The 24783-nt window shown below is 73.8% G+C and carries 19 protein-coding genes and 1 riboswitch; of the genes, 18 read left to right on the top strand and 1 reads right to left on the bottom strand.

The window, feature by feature from the left end:
- Nucleotides 1-34 precede the first annotated feature (34 nt).
- Nucleotides 35-178, top strand: a riboswitch (cobalamin riboswitch).
- A gap of 29 nt (nucleotides 179-207) precedes the next feature.
- From cbiB to meaB, 18 genes are all read left to right on the top strand, one after another.
- A complete protein-coding gene (gene cbiB, locus M3M55_RS17095; protein ID WP_371878781.1) occupies nucleotides 208-1200 on the top strand; it encodes an adenosylcobinamide-phosphate synthase CbiB in 993 nt (330 codons plus the stop codon).
- Nucleotides 1197-2708, top strand: a complete 1512-nt coding sequence (locus M3M55_RS17090) for a cobyric acid synthase (protein ID WP_249010714.1) — start codon at nucleotides 1197-1199, stop codon at nucleotides 2706-2708. The genes cbiB and M3M55_RS17090 overlap by 4 nt, the downstream gene beginning before the upstream one ends.
- A complete protein-coding gene (locus M3M55_RS17085; RefSeq protein ID WP_249010713.1) occupies nucleotides 2683-6096 on the top strand; it encodes a cobaltochelatase subunit CobN in 3414 nt (1137 codons plus the stop codon). Before M3M55_RS17090 ends, M3M55_RS17085 begins: the two co-directional genes overlap by 26 nt.
- Complete coding sequence (locus M3M55_RS17080; protein WP_249010712.1) at nucleotides 6093-7934, top strand: VWA domain-containing protein; 1842 nt, start codon at nucleotides 6093-6095, stop codon at nucleotides 7932-7934. The genes M3M55_RS17085 and M3M55_RS17080 overlap by 4 nt, the downstream gene beginning before the upstream one ends.
- Entirely contained in the window at nucleotides 7931-8545 is a 615-nt protein-coding gene (cobO, locus tag M3M55_RS17075) for a cob(I)yrinic acid a,c-diamide adenosyltransferase (RefSeq protein ID WP_249010711.1), read from the top strand. Before M3M55_RS17080 ends, cobO begins: the two co-directional genes overlap by 4 nt.
- 55 nt (nucleotides 8546-8600) lie before the next feature.
- A complete protein-coding gene (locus tag M3M55_RS17070) occupies nucleotides 8601-9347 on the top strand; it encodes a hypothetical protein (RefSeq protein WP_249010710.1) in 747 nt (248 codons plus the stop codon).
- Nucleotides 9344-10738 (top strand): cobyrinate a,c-diamide synthase, encoded by a 1395-nt coding sequence (locus tag M3M55_RS17065; RefSeq protein ID WP_249010709.1) that lies wholly within the window; start codon nucleotides 9344-9346, stop codon nucleotides 10736-10738. Before M3M55_RS17070 ends, M3M55_RS17065 begins: the two co-directional genes overlap by 4 nt.
- Nucleotides 10739-10763: 25 nt before the next feature.
- Nucleotides 10764-11252, top strand: a complete 489-nt coding sequence (locus M3M55_RS17060) for a bifunctional adenosylcobinamide kinase/adenosylcobinamide-phosphate guanylyltransferase (RefSeq protein ID WP_249010708.1) — start codon at nucleotides 10764-10766, stop codon at nucleotides 11250-11252.
- Complete coding sequence (locus tag M3M55_RS17055) at nucleotides 11249-12289, top strand: aminotransferase class I/II-fold pyridoxal phosphate-dependent enzyme (RefSeq protein ID WP_249010707.1); 1041 nt, start codon at nucleotides 11249-11251, stop codon at nucleotides 12287-12289. Before M3M55_RS17060 ends, M3M55_RS17055 begins: the two co-directional genes overlap by 4 nt.
- A complete protein-coding gene (gene cbiE / locus M3M55_RS17050) occupies nucleotides 12286-13545 on the top strand; it encodes a precorrin-6y C5,15-methyltransferase (decarboxylating) subunit CbiE (RefSeq protein ID WP_249010706.1) in 1260 nt (419 codons plus the stop codon). Before M3M55_RS17055 ends, cbiE begins: the two co-directional genes overlap by 4 nt.
- Entirely contained in the window at nucleotides 13542-14309 is a 768-nt protein-coding gene (gene cobM / locus M3M55_RS17045; protein ID WP_249010705.1) for a precorrin-4 C(11)-methyltransferase, read from the top strand. The genes cbiE and cobM overlap by 4 nt, the downstream gene beginning before the upstream one ends.
- On the top strand, nucleotides 14309-15094 hold the full coding sequence (locus M3M55_RS17040; RefSeq protein WP_249010704.1) for a cobalt-precorrin-6A reductase: 786 nt from the start codon (nucleotides 14309-14311) through the stop codon (nucleotides 15092-15094). The genes cobM and M3M55_RS17040 overlap by 1 nt, the downstream gene beginning before the upstream one ends.
- A gap of 12 nt (nucleotides 15095-15106) precedes the next feature.
- Nucleotides 15107-15496 (top strand): helix-turn-helix transcriptional regulator, encoded by a 390-nt coding sequence (locus tag M3M55_RS17035; RefSeq protein ID WP_249010703.1) that lies wholly within the window; start codon nucleotides 15107-15109, stop codon nucleotides 15494-15496.
- Entirely contained in the window at nucleotides 15493-16230 is a 738-nt protein-coding gene (locus M3M55_RS17030) for a hypothetical protein (RefSeq protein ID WP_249010702.1), read from the top strand. Before M3M55_RS17035 ends, M3M55_RS17030 begins: the two co-directional genes overlap by 4 nt.
- Nucleotides 16231-16356: 126 nt before the next feature.
- On the top strand, nucleotides 16357-17241 hold the full coding sequence (locus M3M55_RS17025) for an LLM class flavin-dependent oxidoreductase (RefSeq protein ID WP_249010701.1): 885 nt from the start codon (nucleotides 16357-16359) through the stop codon (nucleotides 17239-17241).
- A 53-nt stretch (nucleotides 17242-17294) separates the two neighbouring features.
- The gene (locus tag M3M55_RS17020) at nucleotides 17295-19211 is read left to right on the top strand and encodes a methylmalonyl-CoA mutase family protein (protein ID WP_249010700.1); all 1917 of its coding nucleotides are present in this window, start codon (nucleotides 17295-17297) and stop codon (nucleotides 19209-19211) included.
- A gap of 2 nt (nucleotides 19212-19213) precedes the next feature.
- Nucleotides 19214-21397, top strand: a complete 2184-nt coding sequence (gene scpA, locus M3M55_RS17015; protein WP_249010699.1) for a methylmalonyl-CoA mutase — start codon at nucleotides 19214-19216, stop codon at nucleotides 21395-21397.
- Between the two features lie 49 nt (nucleotides 21398-21446).
- Nucleotides 21447-22445 (top strand): methylmalonyl Co-A mutase-associated GTPase MeaB, encoded by a 999-nt coding sequence (gene meaB / locus M3M55_RS17010; RefSeq protein ID WP_249010698.1) that lies wholly within the window; start codon nucleotides 21447-21449, stop codon nucleotides 22443-22445.
- Here meaB and M3M55_RS17005 read toward each other — a convergent pair.
- Entirely contained in the window at nucleotides 22411-24708 is a 2298-nt protein-coding gene (locus M3M55_RS17005; RefSeq protein WP_249010697.1) for a TIM-barrel domain-containing protein, read from the bottom strand. The two genes, meaB and M3M55_RS17005, sit on opposite strands and share 35 nt — an antisense overlap.
- Nucleotides 24709-24783 lie beyond the last annotated feature (75 nt).

The raw sequence follows: 24783 nt of genomic DNA, 5'->3' as shown, positions 1-24783 counted from the left end.
TGACCCGCGGAGAGAGGCCCGTCTCGGGCATGGCGGCGTGGGCCACCAAGTCGGTTACGATCACAGGCCAGCGTGGCGGCGTGAGGAACCCGGTGGGAATCCGGGACGGTCGCGCCACTGTGACCGGAGGCGAGCTTTCCGGACAGTCAGGAACTCGGTCGCCACGACCATGACCGACCGGCGGGACGCACGATCCCGAGGAGGCGACTGACAGTGGGCGCAACTGCGCTCGTGGCGGGATACACCGCCGACATCATCTTCGGAGACCCCCGCCGCGGGCACCCCGTGGCCGGTTTCGGCACCGTCGCCGGGCACCTGGAACGGGCGTTCTACGCCCCGACCCGCGCCCGCGGCGCGCTGCTCACCGGGACGCTGATCGGCGCCGCGGCAGGCGTCGGCGCGCTCGTGGCCGACCTCCTGCCCGGGGCAGGCGGTGCGGCCGTCGTGTTGTGGGCCACCCTCGGCGGGCGGACGCTGTGCCGTGAGGCGGCGGCCGTGGAGGCCCGCCTCGCCGCCGGGGACCTGCCCGGCGCCCGGACGCGGCTGCGCTCTCTCTGTGGCCGTGACACCGGCGACCTTGACGCGACGGCGATCCGGGCGGCGGTGATCGAGTCGCTGGCCGAGAACACCTCCGACGCGGTCGTCGGTGCGCTCGTCTGGGCCGCCCTCACCGGACCGGCCGGGGCCGGCGCCTACCGGGCCGCCAACACCCTCGACGCGATGTGGGGCCACCACAGCGACCGCTACGAGCAGTTCGGGTGGGCGCCCGCCCGGCTCGACGACCTGCTCAACTGGGTGCCTGCCCGGGTGACCGCAGCGCTCGTCTGCCGGTTCTCCGCCTTCCCCGCCCTCCCCGGAGTCCCCGCGCTCCCCGGGGGGCGGGCGAGCTGCCGCGCGGCGGTCCGACGGGACGCCGCCGCGCACCCCTCCCCCAACGCGGGGGTCGTCGAGGCCGCCTTCGCCGGGGCGCTCGGGGTCACCCTCGGGGGTCCGCTGTCCTACGCCGGAGTGCTCGAGGCGCGACCGCGACTCGGGGACGGGCGGGCACCGGAGGCGGCCGACGTCACCCGGGCACTCCGGCTGTCGGCCCGGGTCGGCGCCGCCGCCACCGTGGTCTGCGCCGGTGTCGCGACCCTGTTCAGTGCCCTCATCGCCACCGTGCCCACCAGCGGCATCACCGTGCGCAGGAGGCGGCGATGAAGGGCGCCCTGCTCGTCGCGGGAGCGACCTCGGACGCGGGCAAGTCCTTCCTCGTCACCGGGCTGTGCCGCTGGCTCGCCCGGGAGGGCGTCTCCGTCGCCCCGTTCAAGGGGCAGAACATGGCGCTCAACTCGGTCGTCACCCGGAGTGGTGCGGAGGTCGGCCGGGCCCAGGCCGTCCAGGCCGCCGCCGCCGGGGCCGAGCTCGAGGCGGCGATGAACCCGGTTCTGATCAAACCGACCGGGGACCGCCACAGCCAGGTGATCGTGATGGGCACCCCCTACGCCGAGGTCGACGCCCGCAGCTACCGAGACCTCACCGGTGAGCTGCGACCGATCGTCGCGGACGCGCTCGCCGATCTGCGCCGCCGCTACGACGTCGTCATCTGCGAGGGGGCGGGCAGCCCGGCGGAGATCAACCTGCGGGCGAGCGACATCACGAACATGTGGCTGGCGCGGACGGCGAACCTCGCCACGGTCGTGGTCGCCGACATCGACCGCGGCGGCTCGCTCGCCGCCCTGTTCGGGACCCTCGCGCTGCTCGACCCCGCCGACCAGGCCCACGTCAGCGGGTTCATCATCAACAAGTTCCGCGGCGATGCCGGGCTGCTCGCTCCCGGGCTGGAGACCCTTCGGGTCCGGACGGGCCGGCCGACGCTGGGGGTCCTCCCGTTCCTGGAGGGCCCGGCGATCGACGCCGAGGATTCCCTCGCCCTGCACCAGACCCGGCCCGAAGCGCCGCCCCGGCCCGGCGGAGAGACCCTTGACGTCGTCGTCCTCGCGCTGGCGCGGATCTCCAACTTCACCGACGTCGACGCCCTCGCCACCGAGCCGGGGGTCCGCGTCCGCTTCTCCTCATCGCCCGCCGACGTCGAGCGGGCCGACCTCGTCATCCTCCCGGGCACGAAGGCGACGGTCGCCGACCTCGGCCGGCTGCGGGCCGGCGGCCTCGACGCCGCGCTGTCCGCCCGCGCCGCCGCCGACCGTCCGATCCTCGGTATCTGCGGCGGCTACCAGATGCTCGGCGAGCTGATCGACGATCCCGTCGAGTCGCGTGCGGGCGCCGTCCCCGGCCTCGGCCTGCTCCCGGTCCGCACGCTCTTTGTCCCTGACAAGCTGCTGGAGAACCGGACCGGTCACTGCCCGTCCCTCGATGCGCCGGTGAGCGGCTATGAGATCCGCCACGGCCGCCTGGACCGGCACGGCGGGGAGCCGTTCATCACCCCGGACGAGGGCTGTGTCGCCGGTGCGGTCCTTGGCACCTCCTGGCACGGCGCGCTCGAGGGCGACGCCTTCCGGGCGGCCCTGCTGGGATGGGTGGCCGACCGGGTCGGGCGGCGCTTCGTTCCCGGGTCTGAACCCTTCAGTACCGTCCGGGCACAGCGTCTCGACGCCCTCGCCGACCATGTCGGCGCCCACCTCGACCTCACCGCGTTGGCGGCCCTCATCCAACACGGTCCCACCCGCCACCCGGAGGTGCGCGTTGCTGCGCTTCATCACGACCGCTGACACCGAGATCCTCGCGACCGCCGCGGCGGTCCGCCGGCTTCCCGCCGGCTTCCCGGAGGTGCGCTGCGCGAGCCCGGCGGCCGGCGTCGACTTCGACGACCTCCTCACCGGCGCTCGCGTCGTCCTCGTCCGCGTCCTCGGCGGGCGTCGCGGCTGGCCCGAGCAGATCGACGAGCTCGCCCGCCGCTGTCAGGCGGCGTCGATCACCCTGCTCGCCCTCGGTGGGGAGGCCGAGCCGGACGCGGAGATGACCGCGCTCTCCACCGCCCCCGCCGGCGCGGTCGCCCAGGCCGGCGAGTACCTCCGCCACGGGGACGTCGACAACGTCGAGCAGCTGCTGCGCTTCCTCGCCGACACGTTCCTCCTGGAGGGGTTCGGGTTCGCCCCGCCGCGGGAGATCCCCGCCCTCGGTCTCTACCGGGAGATCCCCGCGCCGGCGGGCGGCCCGACCGTCGGTATCTGCTTCTACCGCTCCCACTACCTCACCCAGAACACCGACTGGGTCGACACGCTCACCGACGCGCTCGCCCAGGCCGGCGCGGGCGTGCTGGCGGTGTGGAGCTACTCGCTGCGCCCCGATGGCGACGGGCACGTCCCCGCCCTGGAGCGACTCGCCGGGCGGGTCGATGCGCTCATCGTGACGATGCTCGCGACCGGCGGCTCCGGCGCCGCCGACGCCGAGGACTGGAACGCCGCCGCCCTTGCCGCCCTCGACGTCCCCGTCTTCCAGGCCGTCTGTGCCACCCAGTCACGGGCGGCCTGGGAGGCCTCCGACACCGGCCTGAGCCCGCTGGACGCCGCCACCCAGGTGGCGATCCCCGAGTTCGACGGCCGTCTCCTCGCCGGGGTCGTCTCCTTCAAGGAGCGGGAGGAGGACTCGCCCGTCGGGGTGCCCGTCCCCCGTTACGTCGGCGATCCCGAGCGCTGTGCCCGGGTCGCCGGCCTCGTCGTCCGCCACGCCCGCCTCACCCGGCTTCCCGCCGCCCAGCGGCGCGTCGCCGTGCTGTTGACCGCCTTCCCGACCAAACACGCCCGGATCGGGATGGCCGTCGGGCTCGACACCCCGGCCTCCGCGCTCGCGCTGTTTGACGCGCTCGCCGCCGACGGCATGGTCGTCGACTGCGACTTCAGCCACGGCGATCAGCTGATGCACGCGCTCATCGCCGCCGGTGGGCATGATCCCGAGTTCCTCTCCGACGCCCAGCTGGCCGCCTCCCCGCTGCGCCTTCCCGTTGGCGACTACCTCGACTTCTACGCCACCCTGCCCGAGTCGCTGCGGGCCGCCGTCGAGTCCCGCTGGGGGCCGCCCCCGGGCGATCAGTTCGTCGCCGACGATCACTTCATCGTCGCCGGGCTCGAGCTCGGCAACGTGCTCGTCGCGATCCAGCCACCGCGCGGCTACGGGGAGGATCCCGTCGCCATCTACCACGACCCCGAGCTCCCGCCCACCCACCACTACCTCGCCTGCTACCGGTTCATCGACGCCGTCTGGGGGGCCGACGCGATCGTCCACCTCGGCAAGCACGGAACGCTCGAGTGGCTGCCGGGCAAGATGCTCGCCCTGTCGGCCGCCTGTGCCCCGGACGCCGCCCTCGGCGACATTCCGCTGATCTACCCGTTCGTCGTCAACGACCCGGGGGAGGGGGTGCAGGCCAAGCGCCGCGCCCACGCGCTGATCGTCGACCACCTCGTCCCGCCGATGATGCGGGTCGAGACCTACGACGAGCTTGCCGAACTGGAGGCGCTGCTGGACGAGTACGCCCGCCTCGAGGTGCTCGACCCGGCCAAGCTCCCCGCTCTCGCCGCGCGGATCTGGACGGCGATCGAGGCGGCGAACCTGCAGGCCGACCTCGACGTGCACGAACGGCCCGAGGACCTCGGCGCCCTCGTCGAGCACATCGACGGCTACCTGTGCGAGGTCAAGGACATCCAGATCAAGGACGGTCTGCACATCCTCGGCCGCCCACCGGAGGGCGAGCAGCTGCACGGCCTGCTCTCCGCGATGCTCGACACCCCCCGTGGAGAGGACCCGATGGGCGACCCGCGCGCCGCCGGACTGGCGCAGCGGATCGGTGAGAGCACCCGGGAGCTGACGGCGATCGTCGCCGCGCTCAACGGGCGCTTCGTCGAGGCGGGACCGTCGGGCGCCCCGACCCGGGGTCGCCACGACGTGCTCCCGACCGGACGCAACTTCTACTCGATCGACCCGCGGGCGATGCCGTCCGAGCTCGCCTGGGAGGTCGGTCAGCGCCTCGCGGAGGCGCTGCTGGTGACCCACCGCGAGCGGACCGGGACGCTGCCGAAGATGGTCGGACTCGTCGCCTGGGGCACCGCGGCGATGCGCACCGGCGGGGATGACGTCGCCGAGATCCTCGCCCTTCTCGGCGTCCGGCCGGTGTGGAACCGGGCGACGCGCCGGGTGACCGGGGTCGAGGTGATCGGACTGGAGGAGCTCGGCCGCCCCCGGATCGACGTCACCGTGCGGATCAGCGGCTTCTTCCGTGACGCCTTCCCGCACGCGATCGCCCTGATCGACGACGCCGTCGGGCTCGTCGCCGCCCTCGAGGAGTCCGACGAGGACAACTTCATCGCCGCCCACGTCCGCGCCGACGCCGCCGCCCTCACCGGCGGCCTCGCGCCGGACCGGACCGCCGGCCCGCCGGCCCGGATCTTCGGATCCAAGCCGGGCACCTACGGCGCCGGGCTGCTGCAGCTGCTCGAGACCCAGGACTGGCGCGACGATCAGGACATCGCCCGGGTCTACGAGGCCTGGGGCGGATATGCCTACGGCCGCCACCGCCACGGGGAGGCGGCCGGTCCGCTGATGCGCGACGCCTTTGCCCGGATCGAGCTCGCGGTCAAGAACGTCGACTCGAGCGAGCACGACATCCTCGACTCCGACGACTACTACCAGTACCACGGCGGCATGGTCGCGACGGTCCGGGCGCTCACCGGACGCGAGCCGGCCGCCTATCTCGGCAACAGCTCCCGACCCGACGCAGTCGTCACCCGCACCCTCGCGGAGGAGACCCGGCGCGTGTTCCGGGCCCGGGTCGCGAACCCGCGCTGGATCGCCTCGATGATCCGCCACGGCTACAAGGGTGCCGCCGAGTTGTCGGCGACCGTCGACTACCTGTTCGGCTACGACGCGATGGCGGGGGTCGTCGACGACTGGATGTATGAGCAGGTCGCCGAGCGCTACCTGCTGGAGGAGTCGATCGCCGCGTTCATGTCCGCCTCGAACCCGTGGGCGGCCCGGGCGATCGCCGAGAAGCTGCTGGAGGGCGTGCAGCGCGGCCTGTGGGCGGCCCCGGAGGAGGCGACCCTGGCGGCGATCCGCGAGCGCTACCTCGCTCTCGAGGGCGAACTCGAGGGGGCGACCGCGTGAGCGCGACCTTTCCCCTCAGCGCCGTCGTCGGACAGGCCGACCTCGTGGAGGCACTGCTCATCTGCGCGGTCGCCCCGGACGTCGGCGGTGTTCTCATCCGGGGCGAGCGGGGCAACGCGAAGTCGACGGCGGTCCGCGGGCTCGCCGAGCTGCTGCACCCCGCCCCGCTCGTCGAGGTTCCGCTCGGGGCGACCCTTGACCGGCTCGTCGGCTCCCTCGACGTCGGCCACGCCCTCGCCGGCGAGTTTGCGGTTTCGCGCGGCCTGTTGGGCCGCGCCCACCAGGGCCTGCTCTACGTCGATGAGGTCAACCTGCTCGCCGACCATCTCGTCGACGTGATGCTCGACGCCGCCGCGTCCGGGGTCGTGCGGGTCGAACGCGACGGGGTCTCGGTCACTGAGGAGGCCCGCTTCACCCTGATCGGCACGATGAACGTGGAGGAGGGGGAGCTGCGCCCCCAGCTGCTCGACCGCTTCGGGCTCGGGGTCGAGGTGCGCACCCCCGCCGACCCCTCCGAGCGGGCGGAGATCGTCCGCCGCCGGCTGCGCTTCGAGGCCGACCCGAACCGCTTCTGCGCCGAGTGGGCTGAGGCCGACCGCGCGCTCGGACAGCGGGTTGCTGCCGCCCGCGACCACTACCCCAGCGTCGTCCTCGGGGAGCGCGAGCTCCTGTCGATCACGACCGCGTGCGCTGCGCTCGGGGCGGACGGGGTCCGCGGAGACCTCGTCACCGCCCGGGCCGCCCGGGCCCTCGCCGCCCTCGATGGAGCCGATACGGTGGGTGCCGACCACGTTCGCCGGGCCGGCCGGCTCGCGCTTGCCCACCGTCTGCGCCGTGACCCGCTCGACCCGCGCGGCAGCGACCCCGAGCAGCTCGAGCGGGCTTTCGCCGGCGCCGGGGACGAACCCGACCCGGACCCCGAGAACGGACGCGCGCCCGAGGTCGACGGGAGTCCCGGCGCGGCCGAGACGGCCGCGGGCCCCCCATCTGGACCCCGACCTGACGGTCCGACGCCGGGGGCGGACGCGACCCCGGAGGGTGAGGGCGGGCCCGCCGCGTCCCCGGCCGGTGACGAGCCCACGGGGGCCCCGACGGGCGAGTCGTTCACGCCGGGGGCTGAGGGACCGGCGTCTGAGGCACCGCCGAGCCCGGCGCCGGAGCGCCGGGCGACGCCCGTCCCTGCGCGCTTCCCGGCCGCCGCCACCGCCCGCGCGCGGCGCCGGCCCGGTCCGAGCGCCGGCAGCGTCGACACGCGGGCGGCCGACGGCGGCGACGATGACCTCGCCGTCGTCGCCTCGCTCCTGCACCGGCGGCTGCGCCGCCATGTCCGCTCCGGGCCGGATCTGCGCCTGCTCTGTCTCGTGCTCGACGCGAGCGGGTCGATGGGTGCCCGTCGCCGCGCCGCCCGGGTCAAGGGGGCGCTGATGCACCTGCTCGCCGACGCGTACGCCCGCCGGGATCGGGTCGCGGTGATCGCCTTCCGGGACGCCTCCGCGCAGCTGCTCGTCCCGCCCGGGGCGCCGTTGGAGGCGGCCGCGGAGGCGCTGCGGGGACTGCCGACCGGGGGCCGGACCCCGCTTGGCGCCGGTCTGCAGGCCGCCGCTGACGTCATCCGCCGTGAGGCGATGCGCGAACCGGAGCGGGCGAGCCTCGCCCTTGTCATCACGGACGGCCGGGTTCCCGATCCCGACGGGACGATCGCCGCTGCCGCCGCCGGCCTCGGTCGGGTCGCCGACTCGGTGTCGGTGATCGACACCGAGGACGGCGTCGTCCGGCTCGGGCTGGCCGAGCGGATCGCCCGTGCCGCGGGCGGTCAGCGCTACGGGTTCGCGGCATGAGCGGTTTGTCTGATCCAGTCGACGATCTCGCCGGGCGGGAGCTGAGCGCCGACACGGCCGGGTCGGCGGCGCCCCGGCGGCGCAAACCCCGGGACCGGCCGCTCGTGATCGTCATCACCGGCACCGGCAAGGGCAAGTCGACATCGGCCTTCGGGATGCTCCTGCGCGCCTGGGCGCGCGGCTACCGCTGCGGGGTGTTCCAGTTCGTCAAATCCGGGAAGTGGAAGGTCGGGGAGGCGAAGGCGGCCGCCGCGCTGGGCGGGATCGACTGGGAGAAGATGGGCGACGGGTGGTCCTGGCTCTCGCGTGACCTGGAGGAGTCCGCCGACCTCGCCCGCGAGGGCTGGCGCCACGTCAAGGAGCAGATCGCCGCCGGCACGTACGAGTTCCTCGTCCTCGACGAGATCACCTATCCGATCACCTGGGGCTGGATCGACGTCGATGACGTCGTCGCCACCCTCAAGGCCAGGCCAGGCTTCCAGCACATCATCATCACCGGCCGCAACGCCGCCCCCGAGCTGATCGCCCTCGCCGACCTCGTCTCCGAGGTGACCAAGGTCAAGCATCCGATGGACGCGGGGATCCGCGCCCAGCAGGGGATCGAATGGTGAGCGCCGCCATCCCGGCCGTCACCGCCCCCGGGAGCGGGATCATCTCGTGACCGTGATGGTGCAGGTCATTCTCGACGGGGCCACCGACCGGCGTGGCGGACCGCTTCCCCTCGCGCTGATGCCGGCGCTCGCCGATTTGGCCCGGACGGGGACGGTTGCCGAGCGTGACTGGCTCGACGCCGGCGTTCCGGTCGGTTCGGAGACGGCGATCGCCTCCATCCTCGGCTGGCGGCCGTCCGGAGCCGTCGACCGCGGGGCCGTGGAGGCGGCCGCCCGCGGGCTCACCGGCCCGATGCGCCGGATCGATCTCCCCGACGGGCACCGGCTGCTCGTCGGGACCGAGCACCGGCTCGAGGCAACCGGTCCGCTGCGGATCTGGCCCTCCGGCGCGGTCCCCCCGCGCATCCTCGACGCAGACACGGTGGTCGTCGGCGCCCCGGGGGCGGCGACCGGGCTCGGGACGCTGATGGGCGCCCGCACGGTCATCCCCGAGGGGGTCACCGGCCGGCCCGGATCGCCGCTGGCCGCCAAGACCGCCGCCGCAATCGCGGCCGTGCACGACGGGGCCCGCCGCGTCGTCGTCCACGTCGGCGGGGCTGACAGCGCCGCCCACGACCGTGACCGGGCCGGAAAACGGTCGGTGCTCGCCACCGCGGACACGGATGTGATCGCGCCGCTCGCGGCGCTGCTGGCGGGCCGGCCGGGGGCACGGCTCGAGGTCGGGGCCGACCACGGGACCGACCCCGGCAGTGGCGAGCACGTCGGCGGGCCTCAACCGTGGGTGCTCTGGAGCGCCCGGTGACCGCGCGGATCGTCATCGCCGGGACGAACTCCGGGGCGGGCAAGACGACGGTCGCCACCGGTCTGATCGGCGCCCTCGCAGCCGCCGGCCACACCGTCCAGGGGTTCAAGGTCGGACCCGACTTCATCGACCCCTCCTACCACGCGCTCGCCTCCGGCCGGCCCGGTCGCAACCTCGACGCGTTCCTCGCCGGACCCGAGCTGATCGCCCCGCTGTTCGCCCACGGCGCCGCCGGGGCGGACGTGAGCGTGATTGAGGGCGTGATGGGCCTCTTCGACGGCGCCTCAGGGCGGGGGGAGCTTGCCTCCACCGCCCACGTCGCCAAGCTGCTTGGGGCGCCGGTCGTCCTCGTCGTCAACGGCGCGGCGATGGCCCGCTCGGCCGCCGCAGTCATCCACGGCTTTGCCACCTTTGACCCCGACCTGTCCGTCGGCGGGGTGATCTTCAACCAGGTCGGGTCGGCGATCCATGCCGAGCTGCTCGCCGAGGCAGCCGCCACGGTCGGGATCCCCGTGCTCGGCTCCCTGCACCGGGATGACCGGCTCGCGGTCCCCGAGCGCCACCTCGGCCTCATCCCCGCCGGGGAACGGGAGGGCCACAACCGTGAGCTGCTGGGCCGCCTCGCCGCGAGCGTCGCCGCCGCGGTCGACCTCGACGCGATCGTCGCCCTCGCCCGCTCCGCCCCACCCCTCCGCGTCCCCCCGTGGTCGGCGGCGGGCGCGACGGGGTCCGAGCCGGACCGGGCCCGCGCGGAACGGGCCGGAGCGGACCGGGCCGGAGCGGACCGGGCGCCGGTGCGGATCGCGGTCGCCCGCGGGCCCGCCTTCTCCTTCCACTACCAGGAGAACCTCGAACTGCTGACCGCCGCGGGCGCAGAGCTGTGTGACGTCGATCCGACCGTCGACCCGACGCTGCCCGCCGGCAGCGATGCGCTGCTCCTCGCCGGGGGGTTCCCCGAGGTGTACGGCGGCGCCCTGGCGGCGAACACGACCCTGCGGGCGGAGATCCGCGCCTTTCCCGGCCCGATCCTCGCCGAGTGCGGCGGGTTGCTCTACCTCGGCGAGCGTCTCGACGGGGCCGAGATGTGCGGCCGCCTTCCCTTGAGTGCGGAGATGGCCGGCCGGCTGACGCTCGGCTATCGGGAGGCCGTCGCCGCCAGCTCGACCCCGTGGCTGGCCGCCGGTACGGCGGTCCGCGGCCACGAGTTCCACTACTCGAGCGCCCGCTACCGCGACGATCCGGCGCCGGCCTGGGAGCTGGCCGGACGCGGCCGCGACGGGATCGTCGACGGTGCCGTCCAAGCCGGCTACCTGCACGTCCACTGGGCCGCCTATCCCGAGATCCCCGGACGCTTCGTCGCGGCCGCCCGCTCCCGGCTGACGGCGCCGTGATCGCGATGACCCCGGAGACGCTCCCATGGCTCTGACCCTGATCCTCGGTGGCGTGCGCTCGGGCAAGAGCGCCCGGGCCGAGGCGCTCGCCGCCGCGAGCGGCTGTCGGGTCCGTTACGTCGGCACAGCGGCCGTCGAGGATACGTCGATGGCGGCCCGCGTCGCCACCCACCAGGCCCGCCGTCCCCCGGCGTGGGAGACGGTGGCCGCCGGGGATGACCTCGCCGCCGCCCTACGCCCGGATGCCGTCACCCTCATCGACGGACTCGGCGGCTGGATCGCCGGCCGGGACACCGACACCGTGCGCGCCGCCCTCGCCCGGCTCGTCGACCGCGTCGACGGGGCCGAGGTGATCGTCGTGGCCGAACAGGCGGGCAGCGGACTGCTGCCGCTGGACCCGATCGCCCGTGACTGGCTCGACCTGCTCGGGGAGGCGACGCAGACGCTCGCTGCGGCCGCCACGCGCGTCGAACTCGTCATCGCCGGGCGCGTCCTGGAGCTGCCGGCCCGATGAGCGGATCCGACGATCTCCGCGCTCGGGTCCGGGCAACCCGCTCCGCCGGCGATTCCGACGACCTGCGCACCCTCCGGGTGCACGGTGACGCCCACGTCCGGCCGGGGGACGCCGACCACGCCGTCACCGTCCTCGCCGGTGGTCCCCCCACCTGGTTGGGCGCCGCGCTCGCCGAGGTCGACCTCACCCGGTACCCGAACCCGTCGGCGGCGGTGGCCGCGGTCGCCGCATGGCATGGACGGGACCCGGCGGAGGTCGTGATCACCAACGGGGCGGCGGAGGCGCTGTGGCTGCTCGGCCCCGCCCTCGCCCCCCACCACGCGGTGCTCCTCCAACCCGGGTTCACGGAGACGGAGGTCGCCCTCCGGACCCACGGGATCCCCGTTCAACGCTGCTACGAGTCCCAGGAGATTCCCGACCGGGCCGACCTCGTCGTGGTGACGAACCCGAGCTCACCGGACGGCGGCCTACGGGACCCGACCGTGATCGAGCGGCTGCGCGCGCCGGGTCGAACCGTCGTCGTCGATGAGGCGTTCATGTCGATGATCCCAGACGAACCGGGATCCCTCGCCGCGGCCTCCCGGAAGGACGTCATCGTCATTCGCAGCCTCACCAAGATCCTCTCGGTCCCCGGCCTCCGGGTCGGCTACGCGCTCGCACCGCCGCCCCTCGCGACGGCGCTGACCGCCGTTCAGCCACCGTGGTCGGCCAACGCCTTCGCCCTCGCCGCCCTGATCGCCGCCGCCGCCCACCGCGAGGATCTCGCCGCCCGGGCACAGCGGGCGGCCACCGAGCGGGCAGATCTCGTACGCGCACTCGCCGCCGTCGATCAGGTGACGGTCTCGCCCTCGGCCACGAACTTCGTCCTGATCGAGGTGCCCGACGGGCCGCGGCTCCTCGCCGGCCTGGCCGCCCGCCGGATCGCCGTGCGGCCGGCGGGGAGCTTCCCCGGCTACGGTCCCCACCACCTCCGGCTCACCGCGCGTGACCCGGCCGCCAACGCCCGCCTCGTGGCGGCGATCCGGGAGACGCTGTGACCGGGTTTGCGGGGCCGGCGATCACCGTCGTCGGGATCGGCGCCGACGGCTGGGCTGGACTGGGCGAACCGGCGCGCGCGGCGATCCACGCCGCCGACGAGCTCGTCGGGTCCGAACGGCAGCTCGCGACCCTCCCCGAGCAGCCCGGCCAGCGCCGCAGGGCCTGGCCCTCCCCGCTTGAACCTCTGCTCGACGAGGTCGCCGGTGCCGGGTCCGGGTCCATCGTCGTCCTCGCCAGCGGCGATCCGCTGCTCTACGGGATCGGTGGCACCCTCCTGCGCCGGCTCGGCCCTGACGCGGTCACTGACGGCCGGCTGCGGTTCCTCCCCGCGCCTTCGGCGCTCACCCTCGCCTGTGGCCGCCTCGGCTGGCCGGTGGAGGAGGTGCAGCTGCTCTCCACGGTCGGCCGTCCGCCGGCGGCGCTTGCGCGCTGGTGCCAGCCCGGGCGCCGTCTCATCGTCTATGTGAGCGGCGTCGACGGCGCCGCCCGGGTCGCCGAGCTCCTCACCGACATGGGCTTCGGTGCCTCGCCCTTCAGCGTCCTCGAACGGCTCGGCGCCGAAGACGAGCAGATCACCACCACGACCGCCGCCGGCTGGGGAAGCCGCCACCACGACCGGCTCAGCACCGCCGCGGTGCACCTCAGCCGGCCCACCGACGCCCCGGTCTGGCCGACGACGCCCGGCCTCCCCGACGCCGCCTATGACCATGACGGGGCGCTCACCAAACGCCACATCCGGGCGGTCACCCTCGCCGCGCTCGCCCCGATACCCGGGGAGCGGCTCTGGGACATCGGCGCCGGCAGCGGGTCGATCGCGATCGAGTGGCTGCGGGCGGAACCGACCGCGGAGGCGGTCGCCATCGAACCGCGCGCCGACCGTGCGGCGCGCATCACCGCCAACGCGGCGCGGCTCGGGGTCCCCCGGCTCGAGGTGGTCTGCGCCGCCGCCCCCGCGGCCCTCGGGCACCTCGACGGAGCACCGGAGGCGATCTTCATCGGCGGTGGCCTCGCCACCGGGCTGCTCGGCGCGGCCTGGGACCGTCTCGCGCCGTGCGGACGGATCGTCGCCAACGCCGTCACGATCGAGGGCGAGCACACCCTCATCGACGCTCAACGCCGCTACGGCGGCGAACTCGTCCGCCTCAGCGTCGCCCACGCCGAGCCGCTCGGGCGCTACCACGCCTGGCGTCCGGCACTGGAGATCGTGCAGTGGGCGGCGCAGAAGGCGACCAACGGACCGGAGCGCGAGCGATGACCGTCCACTTCATCGGCGCCGGCCCGGGAGCGCCCGACCTCATCACCCTCCGCGCCCAGGCGCTCATCGCCCGCTGCCCGATCTGTCTGTACGCCGGTGCGCTCGTGCCCGCGGCGGTGCTTGAGCACTGCCCGTCCGGTGCGGAGCTGATCGACAGCCAGCACCTCGACCTCGACGCGATCGTCGCCGTCTGCGCCGAGGCGCACGCCGACGGACGGGACGTCGCCCGGCTGCAGTCGGGCGACCTGTCGATCTACAGCGCCGTCGCCGAACAGGCGCGGCGCCTGGACGCGCTCGGGATCCCCTGGGACATGACCCCGGGGGTGAGCGCCTATGCGGCAAGCGCCGCCGCGCTGGGCCGGGAGCTCACCGTCCCCGAGGTCGCCCAGACGGTCATCCTCACCCGCCACAGCGCCCGCGCGTCGAAGCTGCCCGCGGGGGAGCAGCTCGCTGGGCTGGCCGCCCACGGCGCGACGCTCGTCATCCACCTCGGCGCCCAGGCGATCGCCGAGATCTGCGCCACCCTCACCGCCCACTACGGGCCCGACTGCCCGGCGGCGGTCGTCGCCCACGCCTCCCGCCCTGAGCAGCAGATCATCCGCGGCAGCCTCGCGACCCTCGCCGCGGCCACCACGGCCGCCGGCATCCGCCGGTCGGCGACGATCATCGTCGGGCCGGCCCTCGGCGCCGAGGGGTTCGCCGACAGCCACCTCTACTCCGCCGCCCGCCAGAGCGCACCCGGTGGCGTGGCGGGGCCGGAGTGATGTTGTTGATCCTGGGGGGGACCGCCGAGGCGCGGGCCTTCGCGGAGGCGGTCAGTTCCGCGGAGCTGTGGCACCCCCGTCCGGTCCCGCGGGTGATCAGCTCCCTCGCCGGCCGGGTTGCCGCCCCGCGCCTCCCCGTCGGTGAGGTGCGCATCGGCGGGTTCGGCGGGATCGACGGACTCGCCGCCTGGTTGGCGGATCACCGCGTCGGTGCCGTCGTCGACGCGACACACCCGTTCGCCCAACAGATCTCCGCGCACGCGGCCGTGGCGTGCGCGCGAACCGCGACGCCGCTGCTGCGCCTCGAACGGCCCGGGTGGAGCGATCGGCCCCCCAGCACCGGCAGCGCCGCCGCGGCGGAGTGGACCTGGGTCGACTCCCTGACTGAGGCGGCCGCCGCGATCCCCCCGGGCGCGAGGGTCTTTCTCACCACCGGCCGCCAGGGGCTGGAGGCCTTCGCTTCCGTCGAGCGCGCCTGGTTCCTCATCCGCTGCGTCGACCCGCCCGAGACTCCGCTGCCGCCCCACCATCAACTCCTGCTCGCCCGCGGTCCCTACACGCTGGAGGGGGAGAGGGCCCTGATCGACACCCACCGGCTGTCGGTGCTCATCACCAAGGACTCCGGCGGCTCGCTGACGGCCGCGAAACTCGAGGCGGCCGCCGGGCGCGGGGTGCCCGTGGTCATCGTCCGCCGTCCCGCCCGGCCAGAGGTGCCGACCGTGACGACGGTCGCGGCGGCGCTCCGGTGGGTGAGCCGTCAGCCTCATATGCACACCTGCTTATAGAATTGATCGGCGATGAGTCATGGACATCAGATCGACCTCGCCGAGATCGACGCGGACACCGCCCGCGCCGTGGCGGAGACGATGCAGGCGCTCGCCACGCCGAGCCGGGTGCGGATCCTCGGGCGTCTTGGGGACGGACCCTGTTCGGTGACCGAACTGGCGGCCGCGGTGGGGATGAGCCAGCCGGCCGTCTCCCAGCAGTTGCGGGTGCTGCGTCACCTCGGGCTCGTCGTCGGCGTCCGGGACGGCCGCCACGTCCTCTATCGCCTCCATGACGATCACGTGCGGTCCCTGCTCGCCGAGGCGGTCTCCCACACCGAGCACATCCGGCTCGGGGCCCTCACAGCCGCTCCCGCCCTCGGTACCGTGGGGACCGGTTCTGAGCGGGTGCTGTCGGCGTGAGCGGACTCGCTCCCGCCCTGCTCGCCGCCGCCGCCGGGGTGGGGTTCGGCCATGCGGTCCTCCCTGACCACTGGGTCCCGCTCGCGGTGCTGGGACGGACCCGGAGCTACCCGATCCGTCGGGTGGGTGCTCTCGCCGTCGGCGCCGGACTCGCCCACGTGGCGGTCTCGGTCATCCTCGGTGGTGTCGTGCTCGTGATCGGGCTCTCCTTCCGGTCGCTCATCCTCGGCGTCGAGGGGACCGTCGTCGGCGGCCTGCTGATCCTCACCGGGCTCGTCTTCCTCGTCCTCGAGTTCACGGGCCACGGCCACGGGCACGGCCACGGCCACGACCACGGCCACGACCACGACCACGACGATGACCACGACCACGGGCACGGGCGCGACCACGACCACGACCACGACGATGACCACGACCACGGGCACGGGTGCGACCACGTCGGCGCGCGTCGGGGCGGGGCACTCGCGGTGGTGGTGCCCTTCGGCGCGGCCGCGTCCCCTGACCTGACGATTCTGCCGGTCTTTCTCGCTGCCACCGCCGCCGGAACCGTGACGGCGGTGGGGACACTCGTCGTGTTCAGCGCCGTCACGGTCACCACGATCGTCGCGCTCACCGTCCTCGCCTTCCTCACCGGCCACCGGCTCTCGGGGGGCTGGCTGGATCGCTGGGGCAACGCGCTCAGCGCCGCCGTCCTCATCACCATCGGCACCCTGATCGCCGGCGGCGTGATCTGAGTCCGCTCACCGGCTCGGCGGTCAGTGGGCTCACGCGGCGACCTGGTCGTGGCGGGGGTTCGACCGTCCCAGTGCCGTGGTTCAGAATGTCCGAGCCGGTGAGCGAGACCTGGAGGAGCGGAGGGCGTGCCAGTCAGCTTCGGAATCAAGACAAGTCAGATCAGCACCTCCTACGTGGAGGTGCTGCGCATCTGGCGGGAGGCGGAGGAGATCGACGCCTTTGACAGCGCCTGGCTGTGGGACCACCTCGTCCCGATGCGCGGAGATGTCACCGCGCCGGCCCTTGAGGCGTGGACCCTCCTCGCCGCCCTCGCCGCAATGACACGGCGGCTGAGGCTTGGGGTGATCGTCACCTCAAACCGGATCCGGCCCCCGGCCCTGCTCGCGAAGATGGCCGCGACCGTCGACCAGATCGCCGGCGGGCGGCTCGTTCTCGGGATCGGCGCCGGTTACGCGCGATCCGCCGATCCGACGATCACGGCGATCGCCGAGCGGGAGTACGGCGCCCACGGGATCGACGTCGTCCCAGTCCGGGAGGCGATCGACGCGCTCGCTGAGGCCCTCACGATCATCCGGCGGCTGTGGACCGAGGCGGCCCCGTTCGACTTCGCCGGCGCCCACTACCAGCTGGCCGGCGCGATCTGCGAACCCAAGCCGACCGGTCCGCTGCCGATCCTGATCGGCGCCGGCGGGGAGAGGCGCTCGCTGCGTCTCGTCGCCGAACACGCCGACATCTGGAACTGCCCGACGCGCGGGGACATCGACGCCTACCTCACCAAGAGCCGGATCCTCGACGAGCACTGCGCGGTGCTCGGCCGGGACCCGGCCGCGATCGCCCGCCAGGTCCAGATCCTCGTCGGGAGCGATCCGGCCGATGCCGCGGAGACGAGGGAGCACATTCGGGCGCTCATCAACGCCGGCGCGACGGAGATCGTCCTCACCCCGCTGCCGCCCTGGCCCGACCGGCTCCCCGCCCGCCTCGCCGAGGAGATCATCGCCCCGCTCCTCTGACGTCCACCCGCCGCCTGGCGACATCCCAGCGCCAGACGTGATGTTCTAGGAACATGCCCCCACGCTCGGGACACGCCGCGCCCCCCACGTCGACGCCCCGCGAACCGCTCGCCGCCGACTTCGAGGCCCCCACCCGGGAGGCCTGGGAACGCCTCGCCCGGGCCAAGGACAGCGATCCGGACCGTCCGCTGCGCACCGAGCTGGAGGAGCAGATCGCCGCCCAGTGGCTCTACACCGCCGAGGATCAGCCCGTCCCCGACCCCGGCGGCCTCCCCGGGGCTGCCCCGTACACCCGGGGAGTGCGGGTCGCCACGCCGTGGGGGATCCGTCAGCGGACCGCCGTCGCCGACCGTGCCCGCGCGAACGCCGACATCCTCGCCGACCTCGAGGGTGGCGCGAGTGAGGTCCTCCTCAGCGTCGACCCGTCCGGGGTGGCCGGGGTCGCCGTGCACACCGCCGACGAGCTCGAGCAGGTCCTCGCCGGCGTCCACCTCGATCTCGCCCCGCTCGCCCTCGAGGGTGACCCGTCCGCCGCCGGCTGGCTGCTCGACCTTCTCAGCGAACGCGGCCACGAGCCCGACTCGCTCACCGCCAGCCTCGGCCTCGACCCGATCGGCGACGCGGCTGCCCGTGGCGAGGCCGTCACCGAGGAGGCGCTCACCGCCGCGATCGGCCAGCTCCGCACCGCCACCGACCGGTTCCCCCACCTCCAGGTCCTCGCCGTCGACACGGCCCGCCACGTCGACGCCGGGGCCGGGGGAGTGCTCGAGCTCGCCCTCGCGCTGGCGACCGGGGTCGCCTACCTGCGGGCCGGGGACGCCGCCGGGGTCGACCCGTCCGCCGTGGCCGCCGCAACCGAGTTCCGGGTCGCCGTTGGCCCCGACCAGTTCCTCGAGATCGCCCGCCTGCGGGCGCTGCGGCGCCTGTGGGCGGGCGTGCTCGAACACTGTGGGGTGCCCGGTCGCGAGCGCCGTTCCCCGCTCGCCGCCCGCACGAGCCGGCGGATGTACTCGAGCCTCGACCCGTGGGTCAACCTGCTGCGGGCGACGACAGCCACCTTCGCCGCCGCCGTCGGCGGTGCCGACTCGGTGTGCGTGCTCCCCTTCGACGAGCCCTCCGGAACCGGGATCGCCGACCCGGGCCCGCTCGGACGCCGGACCGCGCGCAACACCCAGCTGCTGCTGTCCGAGGAGGCGTCCCTGCACCGGGTCGCCGACCCCGCCGGCGGCTCCTACTACGTCGAGTCGCTCACCGACCAGCTCAGCCAGGCCGCGTGGGCGCGGTTTGTCGCCATCGAACAGGAGGGTGGGATCGACGCGTTCGCTGCCGGCGGGGGGCTCGCCGACGAGCTTGCCGCCGCGGTGGCCCAACGCCGGCATGAGATCGCCACCCGCCGACGCTCGCTGACGGGGGTCAACGAGTTTCCCCTGCTCGGAGACGACGGCCTCGCCCGCCCCGCGACGACGACGGCTCCGGACCCCGACGCCGGCCCGGCCCCCACCGCGACCGCGGCGCCGGACACCGGCGCAACCGCACCGGTCCGGCAGACCGGTGCGGGGCCAGGCGCTGGGGGTCTGCTCCGTGACGGCGCCGACTTCGAGGCGCTGCGGGCACGGGCGGCGACCGTCCCGGACGCCCGGATCCTGCTCGCCTGCACCGGGCCGCTGTCCGCCCACGTCGGAGTCGCCCAGTGGGCCAAGAGCTTCTTCGAGGCCGGCGGCATCGAGACGATCGCCTCCGGCGTCGATCCCGACATCCCCGCGCTGCTCGCCGCCGACCCGGTCGCCGCCGCGGCGATCTGCGTCGGCCGGGACTCCGACCCCGCCCCGACGCTCGCCGCGCTCCGCCAGGCCGGGGTGAAGACCCTGTACGCCGTGGGGGCCGACATCGACGGGATCGAACGGGTCCGGGACGGCGTCGACATGATCGCCGTGTTGGGCGGACTGCTTGACCGCCTCGAGGAGGCCTGACGATGACCCGGCGGATCCCCGACTTCAGCACGATCGCGCTCGGCGCGCCCTCCGGCGAGCCCGCCCACGCGCCGGAGAGCCGCGCGGAGGAGCGCTGGCTCACCCCCGAGGGGATCGAGGTCGCCCCCGTCTACGTCGCCGCGGACCGGGACGGGCTCGACTTCATCGGCGGGCTGCCGGGCATCCCCCCGTACCTGCGCGGCCCCTACCCGACGATGTACGTGCAGAAGCCCTGGACGATCCGCCAGTACGCGGGCTTCTCCACCGCCACGGAGTCGAACGCGTTCTACCGACGCAACCTCGCCGCCGGCCAGAAGGGGCTGTCGATCGCCTTCGATCTCGCCACCCACCGCGGCTATGACTCCGACAACCCGCGGGTCGCCGGGGATGTCGGCATGGCCGGGGTGGCGATCGACTCGATCCTCGACATGCGCCAGCTGTTTGACGGGATCCCGCTCGAGCAGATGAGCGTGTCGATGACGATGAACGGCGCGGTGCTGCCGGTGCTCGCCCTCTACATCGTCGCCGGGGAGGAGCAGGGGGTCGAGCACGCCCGGCTGTCGGGGACGATCCAGAACGACATCCTCAAAGAGTTCATGGTGCGCAACACCTACATCTACCCGCCGGCGCCGAGCATGCGGATCGTCTCGGACATCTTCGCCTACACGTCGACGGAGATGCCGCGGTTCAACTCGATCTCGATCTCGGGCTACCACATGCAGGAGGCGGGGGCATCGGCGGACCTCGAGCTCGGCTACACGCTCGCGGACGGGATCGAGTACGCCCGGGCCGGGGTCGCGGCCGGGCTCGACATCGACCGGTTCGCCCCGCGGCTGTCGTTCTTCTGGGCGATCGGGATGAACCCGTTCATGGAGATCGCCAAGCTCCGTGCCGGCCGGCTGCTGTGGGCGAAGCTGATGCGCCGGTTCAACCCCGCCGACGAGCGGTCACTGTCACTGCGCACCCACTGCCAGACGAGCGGCTGGTCACTGACGGCCCAGGACGTCTACAACAACGTGATCCGCACCTGTCTGGAGGCGATGGCCGCCACTCAGGGCCACACCCAGAGCCTGCACACGAACGCCCTGGACGAGGCGCTCGGCCTGCCGACCGACTTCTCCGCCCGGATCGCCCGCAACACCCAGCTGTTCCTCCAGCAGGAGTCGGGCACGACCCGGACGATCGACCCGTGGGGCGGGTCCTACTACGTCGAGGCGCTGACGGACGCGCTCGCCCGCCGCGCGCTCGCCCACATCGAGGAGATCGAGGGCCTCGGCGGGATGACGGCGGCGATCGAGGCGGGGACCCCGAAGCTGCGGATCGAGGAGTCCGCCGCCCGCACCCAGGCGCGGATCGACTCGGGCCGCCAGACCGTCGTCGGGGTCAACCGGTTCCGCCCGGCCGAGGACACGCCGGTCAACGTGTTGAAGATCGACAACGCCGACGTCCGCCGCCAGCAGATCGAGAAGCTCGAACGCCTGCGGTCCGAGCGCGACGGGTCCGCGGTGTCTGCGGCGCTGGAGGCGCTGACCGCGGCGGCCGGGTCGGGGCAGGGCAACCTGCTCGAGCTTGCCGTCAACGCCGCCCGTGCGCACGCGACGGTCGGGGAGATCTCCGACGCGCTCGAGCGTGTGTATGGCCGCCACGCCGCCGAGATCCGTTCGATCGCGGGCGTCTACCAACGAGAGGTCGGTGATCAGTCGATGGCCTTCACGAACACCGTTGAGCTTGTGCACCGGTTCGAGAGTCTCGAGGGGCGCCGGCCGCGGATCCTCGTCGCGAAGATGGGCCAGGACGGCCACGACCGCGGCCAGAAGGTGATCGCGACCGCGTTCGCCGACCTCGGCTTCGACGTCGACATCGGTCCGCTGTTCCAGACCCCGGAGGAGGTCGCCCGCCAGGCGGTTGAGGCCGACGTCCACATCGTCGGCGCCTCGAGCCTCGCCGCCGGGCACCTCACCCTCGTCCCGCAGCTGCGCGAGGCGCTCAACGACCTCGGTCGCGACGACATCGTCGTCGTCGTCGGCGGCGTGATCCCCCCGGCCGACTACGACGAGCTGCGGGCCGCCGGGGCGGACGCGATCTTCGGGCCCGGGACGGTGATCGGTGAGGCGGCGGGCGGCCTGGTCGAGCTGCTGCTCGAGCGTCTCGGCCACTCCGAGGCCGAGATCGCGCCCGCGTCGTGAGGGGGGGCTGTGAGGGCGGCCCTGTGGGGGCCGCCGCGGGGCCGGGCCGGTGACCCCACGCCGGCCGAGTCTGGCTGAGCTTGTCGACGGGGTCCGCACGGGTGAGCGGGCCGCGCTGTCGCGGGCGATCACCCTCGCCGAGTCGAGGCTCGCCTCCGATCAGGCGCTCGCCCAGGAGCTGATGGTGGCGCTGTCTGACCGGATCGGCGGGGCGGTCCGGATCGGGTTGACCGGGGTTCCGGGGGCGGGTAAGTCGACGACGATCGAGGCGCTCGGGCTGTGGCTGATCGAGCGGGGCCACCGGGTCGCCGTGCTCGTCATCGACCCCTCGAGCGCCCGCACGGGCGGGTCGATCCTCGGGGACAAGACCCGGATGCCGCGCCTGGCGGTCGCCGACGCGGCCTACATCCGGCCGTCCCCGTCCGCGGGGGTGCTCGGCGGGGTCGCCTGGCGGACCCGGGAGGCGATGCTGCTGTGTGAGGCCGCCGGGTTTGACGTGGTCATCGTCGAGTCCGTCGGGGTCGGCCAGTCCGAGTCCGAGCTGGCCGAGATCGTCGACACGTTCTGTCTCCTGCTCGTCCCCGCCGGCGGGGACGAGCTGCAGGGGATCAAGCGCGGCGTCGTCGAGCTGGCCGACGTGATCGCCGTCAACAAGGCCGACGGGGAGTTGGCCAAGGCGGCCCGCCGGGCGGCGGGCGACTACCGCCACGCCCTCCACATGCTGCCGCCCGCCACCCCCGGCTGGAGCACGCCGGTGCTCACCTACTCGGCCCGGGAGGGGACCGGGCTGGAGGAGCTGTGGGCGGCGATCGGCGCCCACCGCGCCCACCTCGAGGCCTCCGGGCAGTTGCGCGCCCGCCGGGCCGAGCAGCAGCGCCACTGGCTCGGCCGGCTGCTCGCGGAGACCGTGCTCGCCCGCTTCCGGGCCCGGCCCGGGTTTGGTGACGCCTACGCGGCGGCGGAGCGGGCCGTCGCGGACGGCACGATGACCGTCCCCCAGGCGGTCGCCGCGCTCACCGGCGACGCCGGCGGGTCCGCGGGAGCCTGAAGGGGTCGGTCCCGCAGGAGAAGAAGTACGGCAGGGCGGTGAGGGGGGCGGTGACCGTGCGGGTGAGCGGGCCGCGGACCCGCCGGTGGCTGACCGGGTCCTCCCAGCAGCCGGGGGGGAACACGACCGACCGCGCGGTCGCCCCTTCGCTCACCACGGGCGCGACGAGCACGTGCGGCCCGAGCATCCACTCCTGCTCCTGCGCGGCGGCGGCCGCATCCCCGGGGAACTGGAGCCAGAGCGGCCGGGTCGGCGGGATGCCGGTGCGATCGCCCTCCCGCCAGAGGGCGAGGATGAGCGGGACGGCACGCTCATGGAGACGGGAGAGCGCGTCATAGACGCGGACGGTCTGGGCGTCGAAGGACCACGGGGTGTGCGTGCCGGTCAACCCGGCGCCGTGCAGCCGGAAGATCGGTGACAGGGCGGCCCACTCGGCCCAGCGCAGGAACAGCGCCTTGGTCGTCGGTGGCGTCGTGATGTCGTAGTAGCCACCGATGTCGGTCCCGTAGCCGAAGGCACCGTCCACGGCCCGGTTGAGCATGTCCGGGGTGAGTGAGGCCAGTCCCGAGGCCTGACCCCAGTTCGTCGTCTCATCGCCCGGGAAGTTGCCGCCCTCATAGGCGGCCGATCCTGGGGTGCCCGAGTAGCCCGCCCGGTTGAAGAACCAGATGCGACGGCCTGGATGGGCGCGCATGTAGGCGTTCACCGCCTGGCGGTTTGCCTCCTGATAGAGGACCGGGTAGCGGTTGTGCATGCTCAGGCCTGTCTCCCCGTCATGGAAGTGCATGTCGGCGAGGATCTCCTCACCGAAGTCGGACATGAATCCGTCAAAGCCGAGGTTGAGGACCTTGTCGATCTGCCCCTTCCACCAGCGGACCGCCGCCGGGTTGGTGAAGTCCAGCAGCGCGATCGGGGTGCCGGCGGTGCTCGTCGTCACGTAGGTGCGACCTTGGGCGTTCTTGACCGTGTACCCGGCCCGGTCGGGGGCCGAGCCCGGCGTGATCCAGGGCCGCAGGTAGGCGAGGGGATGGATGTGCAGCGCGCGGAGACGGGCGATGATCCTGGCCTGCACGGGCGCGCTGACGAACGTCGGGAGCGAGAGGCCGTCATTGCCGCTTCCGGGGAAGCCCCAGCCCTCGATCCGGTAGGCGGTCAGCGGCAGCCGGTAGCGGACGATGTTGGTCATGTCCTGCTCAAGTTCGGACTGATAGTTGCTTCGGGACTCGCCGACGTTCTTGACGAGCCGGTCGAGCATCGGTCCCAGCGCCCAGCGCGGCGGTACCGGCTGGCGGCCGCTGCGCCGGGTGAGGTCGGCGATCGCGGTGGGAGCGCGACCGGGCGCGACGACGTAGCGCAGCGACGGTGCCTCGGTCGCGACACTCCAGGCGTTTGGCGTGTCGGAGTCCATGCGGAAGAAGGCGAGTTCAGGCTGGGCGAGGAGGAAGCCGTACCCGGCTGAGGAGAAGAACTCGGCCTGGGGGTAGTACGCGGCGCTGGGGCCGTTGGGAAACAGGACCGTCGCCGGGGAGCCGAGTGGGGCGCTGCTGATCCCGGCGACGTTCTCCTCCTCCACGAAGCTCTGCAGCGCCTGGCCGCGCTGGTTGAGCGCGTTGTGTCGCCCACCGAAGCCGTAGAAGGCCTCCCCGGGCGGGGAGCTGAAGGCATCACTCATCATCGCCACCCCCGTCGCCGGATCGGGGGTCACCGCCACCTGCAGCAGGCCGCTGCCGTCCGGGGCGATCGAGAGGTGCAGGGTCCGGCCCGTGGGGTCGGTGGTGGCGACGGTCAGGCTGACCCCCGACCCGTCACGTGCCACGCCGGTGACCTCACGCGCCGAGTACTCGACGCCCGCCTGCAGCCCGCTGAGCAGGTTGCCGCCCCAGACGAGCCCGTTGTACTGCTGCACCGTCGCCGTCCCGACGAGGAACGAGAGTGGCGCGTAGAGCTCGCCGCTGCGCGCCGGCTCGGTACCGGGTGGCAGCGGGTCGATGCTGGCGGGCACGAGCTTGGGGACAACCGTGCCGGCCCCGGTCTCTGACAGCACAGCGCGGCCGGTGCCGGTGGAGAAGCTGAGGGCAAAGGGGTCACGCTGAACGGTGACGGTCGCGCCGGGCGTGCTGAGGACGATCTCGGTGGGCGTGAGTGTCAGCGCCGCCCGGGCTGAGCCAGGCAGCGCCAGGCAGCCCGCGAGCGGGATCAGCCCCGCCAGGACCGCGCCCGCGGTGGCCCGCCTTCCCCTCGCGCGAGACCGCCCTCCTTTCACCGCGACCATCCTAAACCCGCCGGCCGGAGGTGACATCCGGTTGGCAGGCGCCCCCCCGACCCTCGAGCACCTACC

Source organism: Conexibacter sp. DBS9H8 (assembly GCF_023330685.1).
Taxonomy (GTDB): domain Bacteria; phylum Actinomycetota; class Thermoleophilia; order Solirubrobacterales; family Solirubrobacteraceae; genus Palsa-465.
This window is presented reverse-complemented; position numbering and strand designations above follow the sequence as displayed.